This is a genomic window from Massilia sp. BGA-UO-ETr-WB1 (assembly GCF_059567845.1).
In genome coordinates, this window is record NZ_JCAQOT010000021.1 from 19,874 (window position 1) to 34,381 (window position 14,508).

The 14,508-nt window shown below is 65.2% G+C and carries 11 protein-coding genes and 1 tRNA gene; 3 read left to right on the forward strand and 9 right to left on the reverse strand.

All coding sequences use genetic code 11. From position 1 onward, the window contains the following. The first annotated feature begins 13 nt into the window (after window positions 1-13). Window positions 14-217, forward strand: coding sequence for a helix-turn-helix transcriptional regulator (locus AC56DV_RS04750; protein WP_496313158.1), 204 nt, complete (start codon window positions 14-16; stop codon window positions 215-217). Window positions 218-341: 124 nt separating this feature from the next. Here AC56DV_RS04750 and AC56DV_RS04755 read toward each other — a convergent pair whose 3' ends face one another. From AC56DV_RS04755 to pepN, 4 genes are all read right to left on the reverse strand, one after another. Then, window positions 342-1,559: a tyrosine-type recombinase/integrase gene (locus AC56DV_RS04755; RefSeq protein ID WP_496313159.1), complete on the reverse strand. Its 1,218-nt coding sequence runs from the start codon at window positions 1,557-1,559 to the stop codon at window positions 342-344. 178 nt (window positions 1,560-1,737) lie between these two features. Beyond that, window positions 1,738-1,813 (reverse strand) — tRNA-Thr (locus tag AC56DV_RS04760). 113 nt (window positions 1,814-1,926) lie between these two features. Then, window positions 1,927-2,928: a class 1 fructose-bisphosphatase gene (locus AC56DV_RS04765; RefSeq protein ID WP_496313160.1), complete on the reverse strand. Its 1,002-nt coding sequence runs from the start codon at window positions 2,926-2,928 to the stop codon at window positions 1,927-1,929. A 27-nt stretch (window positions 2,929-2,955) separates the two neighbouring features. Next, entirely contained in the window at window positions 2,956-5,601 is a 2,646-nt protein-coding gene (gene pepN, locus AC56DV_RS04770; RefSeq protein ID WP_496313161.1) for an aminopeptidase N, read from the reverse strand. Between the two features lie 192 nt (window positions 5,602-5,793). Here pepN and AC56DV_RS04775 point away from each other — a divergent pair, with 192 nt between their 5' ends. Both AC56DV_RS04775 and AC56DV_RS04780 read left to right on the forward strand, forming a co-directional pair. After that, the gene (locus tag AC56DV_RS04775; RefSeq protein WP_496313162.1) at window positions 5,794-6,438 is read left to right on the forward strand and encodes a DUF4136 domain-containing protein; all 645 of its coding nucleotides are present in this window, start codon (window positions 5,794-5,796) and stop codon (window positions 6,436-6,438) included. Window positions 6,439-6,565: 127 nt separating this feature from the next. After that, on the forward strand, window positions 6,566-9,337 hold the full coding sequence (locus AC56DV_RS04780; RefSeq protein WP_496313163.1) for a M16 family metallopeptidase: 2,772 nt from the start codon (window positions 6,566-6,568) through the stop codon (window positions 9,335-9,337). Here AC56DV_RS04780 and AC56DV_RS04785 read toward each other — a convergent pair. The 5 genes from AC56DV_RS04785 to AC56DV_RS04805 form a co-directional block, all read right to left on the reverse strand. Then, window positions 9,330-9,467: a hypothetical protein gene (locus AC56DV_RS04785; protein WP_496313164.1), complete on the reverse strand. Its 138-nt coding sequence runs from the start codon at window positions 9,465-9,467 to the stop codon at window positions 9,330-9,332. The genes AC56DV_RS04780 and AC56DV_RS04785 overlap by 8 nt on opposite strands. Then, a complete protein-coding gene (locus tag AC56DV_RS04790; protein WP_496313165.1) occupies window positions 9,464-10,438 on the reverse strand; it encodes a quinone oxidoreductase family protein in 975 nt (324 codons plus the stop codon). Before AC56DV_RS04790 ends, AC56DV_RS04785 begins: the two co-directional genes overlap by 4 nt. Then, on the reverse strand, window positions 10,435-10,824 hold the full coding sequence (locus tag AC56DV_RS04795; RefSeq protein ID WP_496313166.1) for a methylglyoxal synthase: 390 nt from the start codon (window positions 10,822-10,824) through the stop codon (window positions 10,435-10,437). The genes AC56DV_RS04790 and AC56DV_RS04795 overlap by 4 nt, the downstream gene beginning before the upstream one ends. A gap of 40 nt (window positions 10,825-10,864) precedes the next feature. Beyond that, complete coding sequence (locus AC56DV_RS04800; protein ID WP_496313167.1) at window positions 10,865-11,782, reverse strand: DMT family transporter; 918 nt, start codon at window positions 11,780-11,782, stop codon at window positions 10,865-10,867. Window positions 11,783-11,918: 136 nt separating this feature from the next. Beyond that, window positions 11,919-14,423, reverse strand: a complete 2,505-nt coding sequence (locus AC56DV_RS04805) for an alkaline phosphatase D family protein (protein WP_496313168.1) — start codon at window positions 14,421-14,423, stop codon at window positions 11,919-11,921. Window positions 14,424-14,508: the final 85 nt, after the last annotated feature.

Here is a 14,508-nt window from a genome sequence, read left to right on the forward strand (position 1 = left end):
ATAGAAGGAGTACATGATGCTCGTGACTCGGAAATTCCTGCGTTTGCCCGCAGTGATCGAGGCCACCGGATGGTCTCGCGCCACTATCTGGCGGAAAGTGAAGTCAGGCGTGCTGCCGGCGCCGATTCCCATCGGCCCGAAGACGGTCGCTTGGGACGCGGCGGAAATCGCCCAGTGGCAACAGCGCTGCATCGACGCCAGCCGCGGAATCGGTTGATCATTTCAAGCAAATTGTGCAAAGCGGCTCGGCTGCCTGACAAGCGCCGAGTCGATGATTGCCCGCAGATGCCGGATCGGACGGCCGGATTGGCGGTTCGTCCGAGCCTGCGCCACGCTGTCCTCTATCCCCCACCACCATGAAGGGGAATAACCTCCGCCCCGACCCGCAGCTTGTCCAGGTAATCGGCCCAGCGTTGCATCATTCCCCGTCGTGCGGGTAAGTGTGAAGTACGGTTGTACGCCCGTCCCAAGGGGTCACGCACCGTATGGGCCAACTGGTGCTCGATCAGGTCCGGGCGCTCGCCCAGCACCTCGTCCAGGATCGTACGCGCCATCGCGCGAAAGCCGTGCCCGGTCATAACCTCTTTGCCGTAACTCATATAGCGCAAGGCCGCGTTGATTGTGTTCTCGCTCATGCAGGCCTTGCTGCGCAGGCTGGGGAAGACATACTGGCCGTCGCCGGTGATGGGGTGCAGCGCGCGCAGGATGTCCACTGCCTGGGTGCTGAGCGGGACTAGGTGCTCGACCTTCATTTTCATCTTCGCCGCAGGTATCCGCCACTCTGCCGCGTCCAGATCGATTTCCGCCCACTCGGCAGCCCGCAGCTCACCGGGGCGCACAAACAGCAAGGGCGCCAGTTTAAGCGCCGCCACGGCCGCAGGAAAGCCGTGGTAGTCGTAAATGGCGCGCATCAGCGCCCCTACCTGCTTCGGCTCGGTGATCGCAGCGAAATTCCCTTTCACCGTTGGCGCTAGTGCGCCACGCAAGTCGGCGGTGATATCGCGCTCCACCAGGTCGAGCGCCACTGCGAACCGGAAGATCTGGCCGCATACTTGTTTGACCCGATGCGCGGACTCGACGGCACCTCGTGCTTCCATTTTCTGCACGGCGACCAGCACGTCACGCGGCTTGATATTGGCAATCGGCTTTTTCCCGATCACGGGGAAGACATTTTTGTCGAGCCAGCCTTTGACCTTATCTTGAGTGCTCGTTGAACGGGTGGGCGCGATTTTCAAGAGCCATTGGTTGGCTACCGCCTCAAAGGTTTGTGCAGCGGCGGCGGTTCGCGTGTTGCGGTCGTCCCGCTTGGCCTGGCTAGGGTCGATGCCCTCGGCGAGCAACCTGCGGGCTTCGTCGCGCCGCTTGCGCGCGGTGGCAAGCGATACCTCCGGATAAACGCCAAGCGCAAGCGTCTTGCGTTTGCCAAGGAAACGGTAGTTCATCCGCCAGTACTTCCCTGTCTCCTTTACGAGAAGGTACATACCGGCCCCATCCGTGTGCTTTTCGCCTGCGGGCCTGCCCGGTTTGACCGTCCGGACGAATGTATCAGTCAGTGCCATGTTTGCCTCCGTTGGCGGTATCTCGTTTTCCGTCACAAGCGAGATACCGCCACAAGTACCGCCATTTCTACGCGCTTTTATGCTACGCCACCAGACTACAGGAGACAACAAAAAACCCGCGCTCCCTATGAGGGAGGCGGGTTTCTGATACTTCTTGGTCCTGCTTAATACTAACTACTGGTGCCGCTGACCGGAATCGAACTGGTGACCTTCGCATTACGAATGCGCTGCTCTACCGACTGAGCTACAGCGGCGAAACCTTACCTAGCGCCTGTAGCGGTGCGTACCGGCTACGGCGAAAGAGGCTCGCATTCTAACAATAAACCGTCCAGATGCGCTAGTGCTTTTTCGCTTTTAAACCGATAAATCACTCGGCGTGGTAGCCGGTCACCACCGCCACTTCGTCGCGCGAGCCCAGGAACACCGGCACGCGCTGGTGCAGCTTGTGCGGGACGATGTCCATGATGCGCTGCTTGCCGTCGGTGGCGGCGCCGCCCGCCTGCTCCACGATGAAAGCCATCGGGTTCGCTTCGTACATCAGGCGCAGCTTGCCCGGCATGGCCGTGTCGCGTGTATCGGCCGGGTACATGAACACGCCGCCGCGGTTCAGGATGCGGTGCACGTCGGCCACCATCGAGGCGATCCAGCGCATGTTGAAGTTCTTGCCGCGCGGGCCGGTGTCGCCTGCCAGCAGTTCGTTCACATAGCGCTGCACCGGCGCGTGCCAGTGGCGCATGTTGGACATGTTGATGGCGAATTCCTTGGTCGCCGGCGGGATCTGCATGCCGCGCTGGGTCAGCACCCAGGAGCCCATCTCGCGGTCCAGCGTGAAGCAGTTCACGCCGTGGCCGGTGGTCAGCACCAGCTGGGTTTGCGGGCCGTAGACGGCGTAGCCGGCGGCTACCTGCTGCGCGCCCGGCTGCAGGAAGTCCTGCTCGGACGGCGTGACCATGCCTTCCGGCGCTTTCAGCACCGAGAAGATGGTGCCGATGGAGACGTTGACGTCGATGTTGGACGAGCCGTCCAGCGGATCGAACACCAGCAGGTATTCGCCCATCGGGTAGCGGTTAGGGATCGGGTGGATGGTTTCCATTTCTTCCGACGCCATGGCCGCCAGGTGGCCGCCCCATTCGTTCGCTTCCAGCAGGATCTCGTTGGAGATCACGTCCAGCTTCTTCTGCACTTCGCCCTGCACGTTCTCGGTTTCCAGCGCGCCCAGCACGTCGCCCAGAGCGCCCTTGCCAACGCTGTGCGAGATGGTTTTGCAGGAGCGGGCCACCACTTCGATCAGCAGGCGCAGTTCGGCCGGGATGGTGTTGTGGAGGCGCTGTTCTTCGACCAGGTACTGGGTCAGGCTGATGCGTTTCATTGTTTCCCTTTTGGTTTGCAAATTAAATTAGTTGGACAGTGCTTTGCTGACGACTTCCATCACGTCATTCGACAGCGGCGAGGCGCGCGCCACTTGTTCCAGCGCGCGGCGCATCTGTTCCTGCAGCGCGGGCGCGTAACGGCGCCAGCGGTCCATGCTGCGCGCCAGGCGCGCGGCCACTTGCGGGTTCAGCGCGTCCAGCGCGATCACGTGCTCGGCCCAGAATTCGTAGGCGCTGCCGTCCTTCGCGTGGAACTGCGACGGGTTGGCGTTGCAGAAGCTGAAGATCAGGCTGCGCGCGCGGTTCGGGTTCTTCAGGGTGAAGGCCGGATGCTGCATCAGCTTGCGCACCGCCGCCACGTCGGTGTCCGGCGCGGCGGCCTGCATGGCGAACCATTTGTCCACCACCAGCGCTTCGTTGGAGAAGTCGTCGTAGAAGTGCTGCAGATAAGAACGCGCGTCCTCGCCGCTGTGGATCAGCGCCACCAGCGCGGCGGCGCGGTCGGTCATGTTGGTGGCCTGTTCGAACTGCCGCTGCGCGAGCTTCAGCTCGGCCGTGCCGGGGTCGATCAGCAAATAGGCCAGCGCCAGGTTTTTCAGGCCGCGCTTGCCGGCCGACTGCGCATCCGGGCTGTAGGGGCCCGGGGTCTGGTTGGCCAGGTACTGCGCCAGCAGCTCGGGCGCGAGTTCGCGCGCGATGGTGCGGCGCATGAACTGGCGCGCGGCATGGATGGCGTGCGGGTCCACCACCTCCATCTGTTCGGCGATGATGGTTTCGGACGGCAGCACCAGCGCCAGTTCGCGGAAGGCCGCGTCCAGCGACTCGTCCACCAGCACCGCGCGCTGGGCGGCGATGAAAGTGTCGTCCAGCTCCAGCGTGGCGCCTTGGGCGACGGCGGCGGTGAGCTTGAGCAGACGCGTCATCCCCAGGCGCTGGCCCGCCTCCCAGCGGTTCACGGGGTCGCTGTCGTAGCGGAACAGGTGCAGCAGCTCGGCGTCCGTGTACGGGTATTCCAGCACGACGGGGGCGGAGAAGTCGCGCAGGATGGATGGCACCGGCGCTTCGGTGACGCCGGTGAAGCGGAAGGTCTGCTCGGCCTCCTTCAATTCCAGCACGGCCGTGGTGGAACCCACCACTTTGCCGTCCAGCGACAGCGCCATGTCCTTGCCGTCCGCGCCCAGCAGGCCAACCGCCACCGGGATGTGGAAGGGCAGCTTATTGGTCTGGCCCGGCGTGTCCGGGCAGCGCTGCTTCAGCGTGATGTCGTAGGTCTGCCCCAGGGCGTGGTAGCGCGTGCTGGCGGTGACGATGGGGGTGCCGGCCTGGCTGTACCAGCGCTCGAACTGCGCCAGGTCGCGGCCGTTGGCGTCGGCCATGGCGGCGCGGAAGTCGTCGCATTGCACGGCCTGGCCGTCATGGCGTTCGAAGTACAGGTCCATGCCCTTGCGGAAGCCTTCGCGGCCCAGCAAGGTCTGGTACATGCGCACCACTTCCGCCCCTTTTTCGTACACGGTGACGGTGTAGAAGTTGTTGATCTCGACAAAGGAGTCGGGACGCACCGGGTGCGCCATCGGGCCTGCGTCTTCCGGGAACTGGGCCTGGCGCAGGGTGCGCACCTGGTCGATGCGGGTGACGGCGCGGCCGCTGGCCGTGCCTATCATGTCGGCGCTGAACTCCTGGTCGCGGAACACGGTCAAGCCTTCCTTCAGCGACAGCTGGAACCAGTCGCGGCAGGTTACGCGGTTGCCGGTCCAGTTGTGGAAGTATTCGTGGCCCACCACGGCCTCGATGCCGGCGTAGTCGATATCGGTCGCCACGCGCGAATTGGCCAGCACGAACTTGGTGTTGAAGATGTTCAGACCCTTGTTCTCCATGGCGCCCATGTTGAAGTCGCCCACGGCGACGATCATGAAGCGGTCCAGGTCCAGCTCCAGGCCGAAGCGCTCCTCGTCCCAGTGGATGGAGTTCTTCAGCGACTGCATGGCGTAGTCGGTCTTGTCCAGGTTGCCCTCTTCCACCCACACCTGCAGCAGCACTTCGCGGCCGGATTTCAGGGTATAGGTCTCTTCCTGGCACACCAGGCGCGCGGCCACCAGCGCGAACAGGTAGGACGGCTTCTTGAACGGGTCTTCCCACTTGGCGTAGTGGCGGCCGTCGTCCAGGTCGCCCTGCTCCAGCAGGTTGCCGTTCGACAGCAGCACCGGATAGCGCTGCTTGTCGGCGCGCAGCATCACGGTGTACTTGGCCATCACGTCCGGGCGGTCCGGGAAATAGGTGATGCGGCGGAAGCCCTCGGCCTCGCACTGCGTGTAGAAGCTGCCGTTCGACACGTACAGGCCGGACAGCGTGGTGTTCAGTTCGGGCGCGCACAGGGTTTCGATTTCCAGCGTCACCTCGGCCGGCGCTTTCGGGATGGTCAGCGAATGCGAGTCCAGCAGGTACTGGTCCGGCTGCAGGGTCTGCCCGTTCATGCGCAGCGCCACCAGGTCGATTTCCTCGCCGTGCAGGACAATATCGCGGCTCTTGCTGGCCGGGTTGCGGCTCAGCGTGACGCGGTTGGCCACGATGGTGCGGGCCGGGTCCAGGTCGAAGCCCAGTTCCACGGTGTGCACCAGGTAGCTGGGAGGGGTATAGTCTTTACGGAAGATCGTCTGTGGGCTGTCGGTGCGCATGGGGGATTCGAGCGGACTAAGGGGAAAAAGCTATTTTACCAACACCGGGCTGAGGGGCGCGCGCTTCTTTTCCGCCGCTGGCTTCCCTTGCTCCTGCCGCCGTAACATTATGTAATAGTTATGCGCAACTTTCGCTGCCGCCGTACACTATATGAAGCGACAACTGTTTCTTATTTGCAGGAGAGCAAGATCATGAAATCTTTAGCCATTCTGGTGGCGGCGGCCAGTTTGCTGCTGAGCGGTTGCGCCACCACCATCCGCAGCGACGTGACCACCTTCCAGGCCTGGCCTGCGGACCTGGCCGACAAATCCTATGTGTTCGACCAGCCGCGCAGCCCGGACGACACGCTGGAACTGCGCACCTACCAGGCCATGGTGGGCAATGAATTGAGCAAGCTGGGCTTCACCCAGGCCGCCGACGGCAACAGCGCCAAGCTGAAAGTGGGCGTGTTCGTCAGCACCATCGACCGCCCCACCCGCGTGCTGGAAGCGTATGACCCGTTCTGGACCGGCCCCTATTTCGGCCGCGGCTACTACGGCCGGGGTTTCTACCGTCCGTACTGGGGCTATTCGCGCTGGGCCGGCTACAGCCCGTTCTATGATCCGTTCTTCTACGGTCCGCTGGAAATGCGCGAAACCATCCGCCACAACTACGAGCGCCAGCTGCGCGTGGCCATCAACACGGTCACCGGCCAGAAACTGTATGACGTGACGGTGCAGAACACCAGCCGCAAGCAGTCCACGCCGCTGATCATGCCGGCGCTGGTGCAAAGCGCGTTCACCGGTTTCCCGGCGCAAAACGGCCAGGTGCGCCAGGTGGAGCTGGAGCTGAAGTAATTCCGTTTGTATCAGGCGGCTACAAATCTCCGCTTGCCGCCTGAAATCACCTTGTTAGAATAAATACAGCATGCGCGACGGCAACCCCGATCGCGCATGTTTTATTTAAAACTACAACAGGTGAGAAATGAAGACCAAACTGGCGCTCGCGCTTGTCCTCTGCTTTGCGCAAACCATCCCGTCCCACGCCGCTGAAACCGCCAAGCAGGCCAAGGCCGCGCAAGCCATCGACCTCAAGCCCTACGCGCTGAACTACAAGAAGTTCGTGCTGCAGAACGGCCTCACGCTGATCGTGCACGAAGACCACAACGTGCCCGTGGTGGCCGTGAACATGTGGTACCACGTAGGCTCGCGCAACGAGAAGCGCGGCAAAACCGGCTTTGCCCACTTGTTCGAACACTTCTTCTTCAACGGCTCCGAAAACTACCCGCACGGCTTCCGCGAAGCGATGGACGACCTGGGCGCCAGCAACCGCAACGGCACCACCAACACCGACCGCACCAACTTCTTCGAGGACGTGCCGGTGTCCGCTCTGGAGCGCACCCTGTACCTGGAAGCGGACCGCATGGGCTTCCTGGCCAACTACATTTCCAAGGAAATGCTGGAGCGCGAGCGCGGCGTGGTGCAGAACGAAAAGCGCCAGGGCGAGAACCAGCCTTACGGCCGCGTGCGCGTTGAGCAGCCGGCCAAGATGTACCCGTATTCCCATCCCTATTCCTGGACCACCATCGGCAGCATGGACGACCTGAACGCCGCCTCTCTGGACGACATCAAGGAATGGTACAAAACCTACTACGGCCCGAACAACGCCGTCATCACGCTGGCCGGCGACATCACGCCCGAGCGCGCGCTGGCGCTGGTGAAGAAGTACTTCGACGGCATCGCGCCCGGCCCGGCGCTGCCGCGCACGGAGACCTGGATCCCCACGCTGGACCGCAACATCCGCGACGAAATGGAAGACCAGGTGCCGCAAGTGCGCATCTACCGCGCCTGGCACGCGCCGGCCTGGAAAGACCCGCAGCAGCAGCATCTCGCCCTGCTGGCCGAAGTGGCGGCCAGCACCAAGAGTTCGCGCCTGGTCAAGCGCCTGGTGTACGACAAGGGCCTGGCCACCAGCGTGAGCGCCTTCGCGCGCGGCGGCGAAATCGCCGGCACCTTCCAGATCGTCGCCACGCTCAAGCCGGGCGTGGACCAGGCCGAAGTGGAACGCGAGATCGACGCGGCGATGAAGGAATTGCTCGACAAAGGCCCTACCGCCGAGGAACTGGCGCGCGTTCGCACCAGCACCCTGGCCGACTTCTCGCGCGAGATGGAACGTATCGGCAGCCGCGCCAACCTGCTGGCCGAGAACCAGACCTTCGGCGGCACGCCGGACGCGCACCTGGCCCAATTGGAGATCATGGCCAAAGCCACGCCGGCCGACGTGAAAGCCAGCGCCAACCAGTGGCTGCGCGCCAACCACTACACCATGACGGTGAAACCCTTCGCCAAGCTGTCCGCCGCCAAGTCCGACCTGGACCGCAAGCTGCTGCCGGCGCTGGGCGCCGCGCCGGAAGTGAAGTTCCCCGCCATCCAGCGCGCCACGCTGTCCAACGGCGTGAACGTGATGCTGATTGAGCGCCACTCCGCGCCCATCGTCAACGTTGCGCTGGCCATCGACGCGGGCGCCGCGTCGGACAGCAAGGACAAGGCCGGCCTGGCCTCGCTGACGCTGGACCTGCTGGACAAGGGCACCCGCAAGCACAACGCCTTCCAGCTGTCGGATGCGCTGGAGTCGCTGGGCACCCGTCTCAGCACCAGCACCACGCTGGACCAGTCGGTCACGCGCCTGCAGGCCACCACCGCCAACCTGGCGCCGTCGCTGCAGCTGCTGGCCGACGCGGCGCTGACGCCGTCCTTCCCGGCCGACCAGTTCTCGCTGGCCAAGCAGCGGCGCCTGGCGCAGATCGCGCAGGAGAAGGCGCAGCCCACGGTGCTGGCGCAGCGCCTGATGCCCGGCCTGCTGTACGGCGCCGGCAGCGCCTACGGCCAGCCGCAATCCGGCACCGCGCCCAGCGTGAACGGCATCAGCCGCGAAGACCTGGTGCAGTGGCACGCCAGCTGGTTCAAGCCGGGCAGCGCCACCATCGTCGTCACCGGCGACACCACGCTGGCGCAGGTGCAGCCGCTGCTGGAAGCGTCGTTCGGCAAGTGGCAGGCGGGCAAAGCGCCGGCCAAGCCGCTGGTGACCGCACCGGCCACGCAAGGCAAGCGCATCTTCCTGGTCGACAAACCGGATGCGCCGCAATCGACCATCATGGCCGCCCACATGTCGCTGCCGCAGGGCCAGCCGGAAGACCTGGCGCTGGAACCGGTGATGACCAACTTCGGCGGCATGGCCACCGCGCGCCTGAACCGCAACCTGCGCCTGGACAAGCACTGGAGCTACGGCACCAGCAGCCAGATCCCGGCCACGCGCGGCCAGCGCCCGTTCTTCGTGGTGGCGCCGGTGCAGACCGACAAGACCAGGGAGGCCATGCTGGAAGTGGCCAAGGAGATCAAGGACATCGCAGGCGCGCGCCCCATCACGGGCGAGGAATACACCAGCATCATGCGCACCGTGACCTCGCGCCTGGCGGGCAGGTTCGAAACCATCCAGTCGCTGGAAAACGCCGCGCTATCGACCTTGAACCTGGGCCTGCCGGACGACCACTGGAGCACCTACGCCGCCCGCACCCGCGCGCTCGACGAACAGCAGCTGGCCAAGGCGGCGGCCAAGTTCATCAAGCCGGACGAAGTGGTGTGGATCGTGATTGGCGACCTGCGCAAGATCGAGGCAGGCGTGCGCTCGCTGAACTGGGGCGAAGTCAGCGTGCTGAACGCCGACGGCGCCCCGGTTGACGGTGCACCGGCTAAGTGAAGTAAGCCTCGGAGGCGAAGGTAATCGCCACCACCAGCAGCACCGCGCCCACCAGCACGGCGAGCAGGCGCCCGAATTTAGGGTTGCCGTCGTCGCCGCTGGTGGGGTCTTCCTGGTTCATATCGCTCATGGCAGCAGGATGGACGAGCCGGTGGTCTTGCGCGACTCCAGGTCGATGTGGGCTTGCGCCACGTCGGCCAGATTGTAGCGCTGCTTGACGGCGATCTTCACCTCGCCGCTGCTCACCACCCCGAACAGCGATTTCGCCATCGCCTCCAGGTCCTCGCGCTTGGCCGCGTACGACATCAGCGTGGGCCGCGTAACGAACAGCGAACCGCGCGACTGCAGCTCGCCCAGGCTGAACGGCGGCACCGGGCCGGACGCGTTGCCGAAGCTGACCATGGTGCCCAGCGGCGCCAGGCAGTCGAGCGAACCGAAGAAGGTATCCTTGCCGATCGAGTCGTACACCACCGACACGCCCTTGCCGCCGGTGATCTCGCGCACCTTGTCGGTGAAGTTTTCGGTGTTGTAGTTGATGACGTGCGCCGCGCCGTTCTCGATGGCCAGCGCCGCCTTTTCCTCCGAGCCCACGGTGCCGATCAGGTTCACGCCCAGCACCTTGGCCCACTGGCACGCGATCAGGCCCACGCCGCCGGCCGCCGCGTGGAACAGCACCGTGTCGCCCGCCTTCAGCGCCACCGTGCGATGGAACAGATACTGCACTGTCAGGCCCTGCAGCATCATGGCGGCGGCGGTCTCGAAATCGATCTTATCGGGCAGCACCACCAGCTGTGCGGCCGGCATATTGCGCACCTGCGCGTAGGCGCCGTTGGGGCGGCCGGCGTAGACCACGCGGTCGCCCGGCTTCACTTCCGTCACGCCCTCGCCCACCGCCTCCACCACGCCCGCGCCTTCCATGCCCAGGCCGGCCGGCAGCGGCTGCGGATACAGGCCGGTGCGGAAATACACGTCGATGAAATTGACGCCGATGGCCTCGTGGCGCACGGTCGCCTCGCCGGGCGCGGGCGCGCCCACCTCCACGTCCACATACTCCATCACTTCCGGCCCGCCGGTGCGGGTCATGCGTATCGCTTTGCTCATGGGGCCTCCTTCGCTTGCAATTGCAGTTGGGACAGAACCAGGTGCGCCGTCGAGACATTGGTGGCGCACGCCACATTGTGCACGTCGCAGGCGCGGACCAGCGCATTGATGTCCGGTTCGTGCGGCTGCGGGGTCATCGGGTCGCGCAGGAAGATCACCGCGTCGATGCCGCCCTCCACCAGCAGGGAGCCGATCTGCAGGTCGCCGCCGAAGGGGCCGGAATGCTTGCGCTCCACTTCCAGGCCCAGCTCGTTGACCAGGCGGCCGCCGGTGGTGCCGGTGGCCGTCAGGATGCAGGTCTTGAGGAAATCGACATACTCGCCGGCCAGCTTAATCATGTCGTCTTTTTTCTTGTCGTGGGCGATCAGGGCAATGCGGGGTTTCATAAGGCATCCATCGGTTAGGTTGAAAGACTACTTTGAGAAACTACTTCTTCGACAGCAAATATATCCCGGCCAGCACCAGCGCGGTGCCGCCCAGCTGCCAGTCCGTGACCGGCTCGCCGAGTATCATCGCGCCGAGGAACAGGGTGGAGACCGGGCCTATCATGCCAGCCTGCGAAGCCGTGCCGGCGCCGATGCGCTGCACCGCGATCATGGTCATGAACACCGGCAGCACGGTGCAGAAAATGCCGTTCGCCAGCGACAGCCAGTACACCGGCGCCGGCTGGATCAGCAGCGAGGCCGGGCGCAGGATGAAGAACTGCGCGATGCAGGCCACGCTGGACACGCACATCGCATACGCCACCAGGCGCAGCGAGCCGAGGCGCTTGACCATCTCGCCGGAGAACAGCAGGTACAGCGCGTAGGAGCTGGCCGAGCCCAGCACCAGCAGCGAACCCAGGCCGATATTCGGCCCGCCGCCCTCCAGGTCGTGCAGGAACACCAGCACGATGCCGGCGTAGGACAGCGCCAGCGCCAGCCACTGCTTGCGGCTGATGTGCTGCTTGAGGAACAGCGTGGAAATGATGAGGACGAAGGTCGGCGTCAGGAACAGGATCAGGCGCTCCAGGCCGACGGAGATGTACTGCAGGCCGAGGAAATCGAGGAAGCTGGACAGGTAGTAACCGATCAGGCCCAGGCCGATCAGGCGCCAGCGGTCCGCGTTCGACAGCGGCGCCTCGGTGCGCATCTTCCACAGCGCCACGGCGGCGAACACCGGCAGCGAGAAAATCATGCGGAACGCGATCAGCGTCACGGCGTCGATGTGATAGCGGTACAGCAGCTTGGCGACAACGGCCTTGGTGGAAAACAGCACCGCGCCGCCGATGGCGATGGCGAGTCCGCCCAGATAGGCAGACCGGTGCAAAGAAGGCTGGGCCGGGGCAGTTGCGCTTTTATCCATCTTGCGATTGTAAGGCCAAACGCCCCAACCCGCTGACAGCGCCCCAAGCCAGCCACCGGCCAACCGAACTGAGCCGCATTCGGGGTCTGACCCCGAATGCGGCTCAGGCTGGCTGAAATTGGGCTAATTGATAGCTTTAGCCTATCGTGACGGCGGGGGTGCCGGCGGTGACGGTGGCAGTCGTCGTGCGGGCGATGACGGTGGCGGGGGCGGCGCCGCCGACCAGCTTGTTTACCTGCTTGAACTGGGCCACCAGCTTGCCCGGCGTGAGCGTGACCACCGTGTAGCCCTGGGCGTCTGTGTTCAGGTGCTTGAGCCACGGATTGTTGCCCAGGCCCGCCAGCTGCTGCGCCAGCGGCAGCAGTTGGCCGCTGAAGTCGGCGCTGGCTTTCAGGCCGGCCAGCAGCGCCGCCACGGTGGCGTCCAGCTGCGCTTCGGGCAGACTGCGCGCCAGCGCGCCGCGCAGCTGCACGCGCACTTGCTCGAGCAGGCTGTCCAACGTCGGCGCGGCCTTGCCCATGGTGTAGTCGAGCAAATTAACGCTGATGCTGACCGAACCGAGGCCCGGCACCGGCAGCGTCAGCGGGTAGGACACCAGCGTGGCCAGGTCGCCCAGGCTGGCGGCGGCGTCCTTCAGGTAGGTGAAGAAGGAGTCCGAGCTGACGCCGGCCGATACCAGGTCCACCATCACCGGCGTGCCGCCGCCGGCCGCGTCGTAGTCGTCGTGCACGGCGCCGGCGAAGAAGGAGTGGATGTCGCCGGTGAGCGCCACCACGTTGGCCACGCTGTTGGCTTTCAGGTGCGCCATCAGCGCCTTGCGCTCGCCGTTGTAGCCGTCCCACTGGTCGCAGTTGAGCAGGAAGCGGCGGAAGTACGGCGCCAGCGCGGCCTGCTTGCCGGATGCCGTCACATAGGGTGATTCCACTTTCTTGGCGATGATGTCGGGCTTGATCCAGCCGAAGGCGATGAATTGCGCGGCGGCGGCGGCAGCCGCTGCGGACGTGCCGCCGGCTGCCAGGGCATTGCTTGCGGCGCCGAACGCGGCCACGGCCACGCTGGCGGCGCCGGCGCCCAGGCCGGCCGCCGCGGCGGCGCCGATCTGGGCGCTGGTGTCCTTGCCGCCGGCCGCTGCCGTGGCGATGGCGGTGGCGCCGGCCTGGGCCTGCGCGGGCGCGGCGCCGGCGGTGGAGGCGGCCACGATGGCGGACGCCACCGGCAGGCTGCCGCCGGCCAGCGGCGCGGTGCTGCCGATGGAGGTGGCCAGCGGCGTGACGGAGCTGAGCGCCAGCAGGGTGGCGATGGCGTCGGTGCCGCTCAGGCCCATGCGCAGCAGCGACACTTCATTGCCCCACAGCTTCCAGGTGGCGCTGGCGGTTTTCATCTTGTCCATCCACCAGGCGCGCTGGGCGTTGCCCAGCATGCTCACCAGGGTCAGCGGGTCGCTGCCGGCCTTGCTGGCGGCGGCCATCTTGGCCGCTTCGGCGCCGTTGTAGATGTCCTGCGCCACCATGTAGCGCGTGCCCACGCTGCCCAGCGGCGCGCCGGTGGCGGGATTGGGGCTGGATTCGGGGATGGCGTGGTCGGCGCGGTACAGGCGCTGGTCGGTCATCACCAGCTGCATCAGGCTGCCGAACTGGAAATCGCGGTAGATCTGGATGTTCTGGAAGCCGCTGCCCGTCATGTCCAGGCTGACGTCGGCCGGCATGTATTCGAACCAGGCCTGGTTGGCGTTGCGGCGCCGCTGCGGCGCGTGCACGTCCAGCGCGCCGGCCTGGCTTTCGTAGGTTTGCGTGTCCTGCCAGGCGTCGTCCGAGAATTCGTGGTCGTCCCAGATGGCGATGAAGGCGAAGCGCTCGTGCACCGCCTGCAGCCGGGTGTCGGTGCGGTACTTCTTGTACAGGTAGCGGTAGTCGGCCAGCGAGCTGGCGTACTTGGCGCCGCTGCTGCCGCTCTTGAAGGTGCCGTCCGGCAGCTTGAGCGCGTCGTGCCGGGTTTCCACCGAGCCCACCTGGAAGCTCTCGCCCACGGTCTCGTAGATGTAGTCGCCCAGGTGGATGATGAAGTCCAGGTTTTCATTGGCGGCGATGTGGCCCAGCGCGCCCCAGTGGTTGATGCTCCAGTCCTGGCACGTCAGGTAGGCGAACTGCAGCTGGGCCACGCTGGCGCCGGCGGCCGGGGCGGTCTTGAAGCGCGCCACGTTGGAGCGCACCTCGCCGGCGGCGAACTGGTAGTAATAGGTGGTGTTGGGCTGCAGGCCGGTGAGCTTGTGGCGGATGGTGTTGTCGTACTGCGCCTGCGCGGCCACCTTGATGTTGACCAGCAGGCTGCCGGCCAGCGCGGCGGGGGTGCCGATGGCTTTGCTGTTGTCCTCGGTGCTCACCAGCAGGCGCAGCACCACGTCCTCGCCAGCGGCGACGGCGGCCACCGGGTCCAGCGACGCGGGCACCACGCGGGTCCACAGCAGGATGCTGTCGGCGCGCGGATCGCCGGAGGCCACGCTTTGCGGGAACTTCCAGCTGGTGCCGGTGGCGGGCGGCAGGCCGGGTTCGACATAGTCGCCGCTGCCGCAGCCTGCCAGGCCGCCGGTGGCTGCCGATACGGTGATGAAGCCGCCGAATTTCAAGAACTGCCGTCTATCCATTTTGTTTCCGCCCACAAAATAAAGTTTGGATGGAAAGCTTAGCAAAAACTTATTTCACGGCAGTGACATCAGGGGCCGAAATTCG

Excerpts from the sequence above, each read along its gene's own strand:
- AC56DV_RS04805 (WP_496313168.1), bottom strand. The coding sequence starts at position 14,423 with ATGGATAGACGGCAGTTCTTGAAATTCGGCGGCTTCATCACCGTATCG.
- AC56DV_RS04775 (WP_496313162.1), top strand. The coding sequence starts at position 5,794 with ATGAAATCTTTAGCCATTCTGGTGGCGGCGGCCAGTTTGCTGCTGAGC.
- AC56DV_RS04750 (WP_496313158.1), top strand. The coding sequence starts at position 14 with ATGATGCTCGTGACTCGGAAATTCCTGCGTTTGCCCGCAGTGATCGAG.
- AC56DV_RS04785 (WP_496313164.1), bottom strand. The coding sequence starts at position 9,467 with ATGAGCGATATGAACCAGGAAGACCCCACCAGCGGCGACGACGGCAAC.
- AC56DV_RS04755 (WP_496313159.1), bottom strand. The coding sequence starts at position 1,559 with ATGGCACTGACTGATACATTCGTCCGGACGGTCAAACCGGGCAGGCCC.
- AC56DV_RS04790 (WP_496313165.1), bottom strand. The coding sequence starts at position 10,438 with ATGAGCAAAGCGATACGCATGACCCGCACCGGCGGGCCGGAAGTGATG.
- AC56DV_RS04800 (WP_496313167.1), bottom strand. The coding sequence starts at position 11,782 with ATGGATAAAAGCGCAACTGCCCCGGCCCAGCCTTCTTTGCACCGGTCT.
- AC56DV_RS04765 (WP_496313160.1), bottom strand. The coding sequence starts at position 2,928 with ATGAAACGCATCAGCCTGACCCAGTACCTGGTCGAAGAACAGCGCCTC.
- pepN (WP_496313161.1), bottom strand. The coding sequence starts at position 5,601 with ATGCGCACCGACAGCCCACAGACGATCTTCCGTAAAGACTATACCCCT.
- AC56DV_RS04780 (WP_496313163.1), top strand. The coding sequence starts at position 6,566 with ATGAAGACCAAACTGGCGCTCGCGCTTGTCCTCTGCTTTGCGCAAACC.
- AC56DV_RS04795 (WP_496313166.1), bottom strand. The coding sequence starts at position 10,824 with ATGAAACCCCGCATTGCCCTGATCGCCCACGACAAGAAAAAAGACGAC.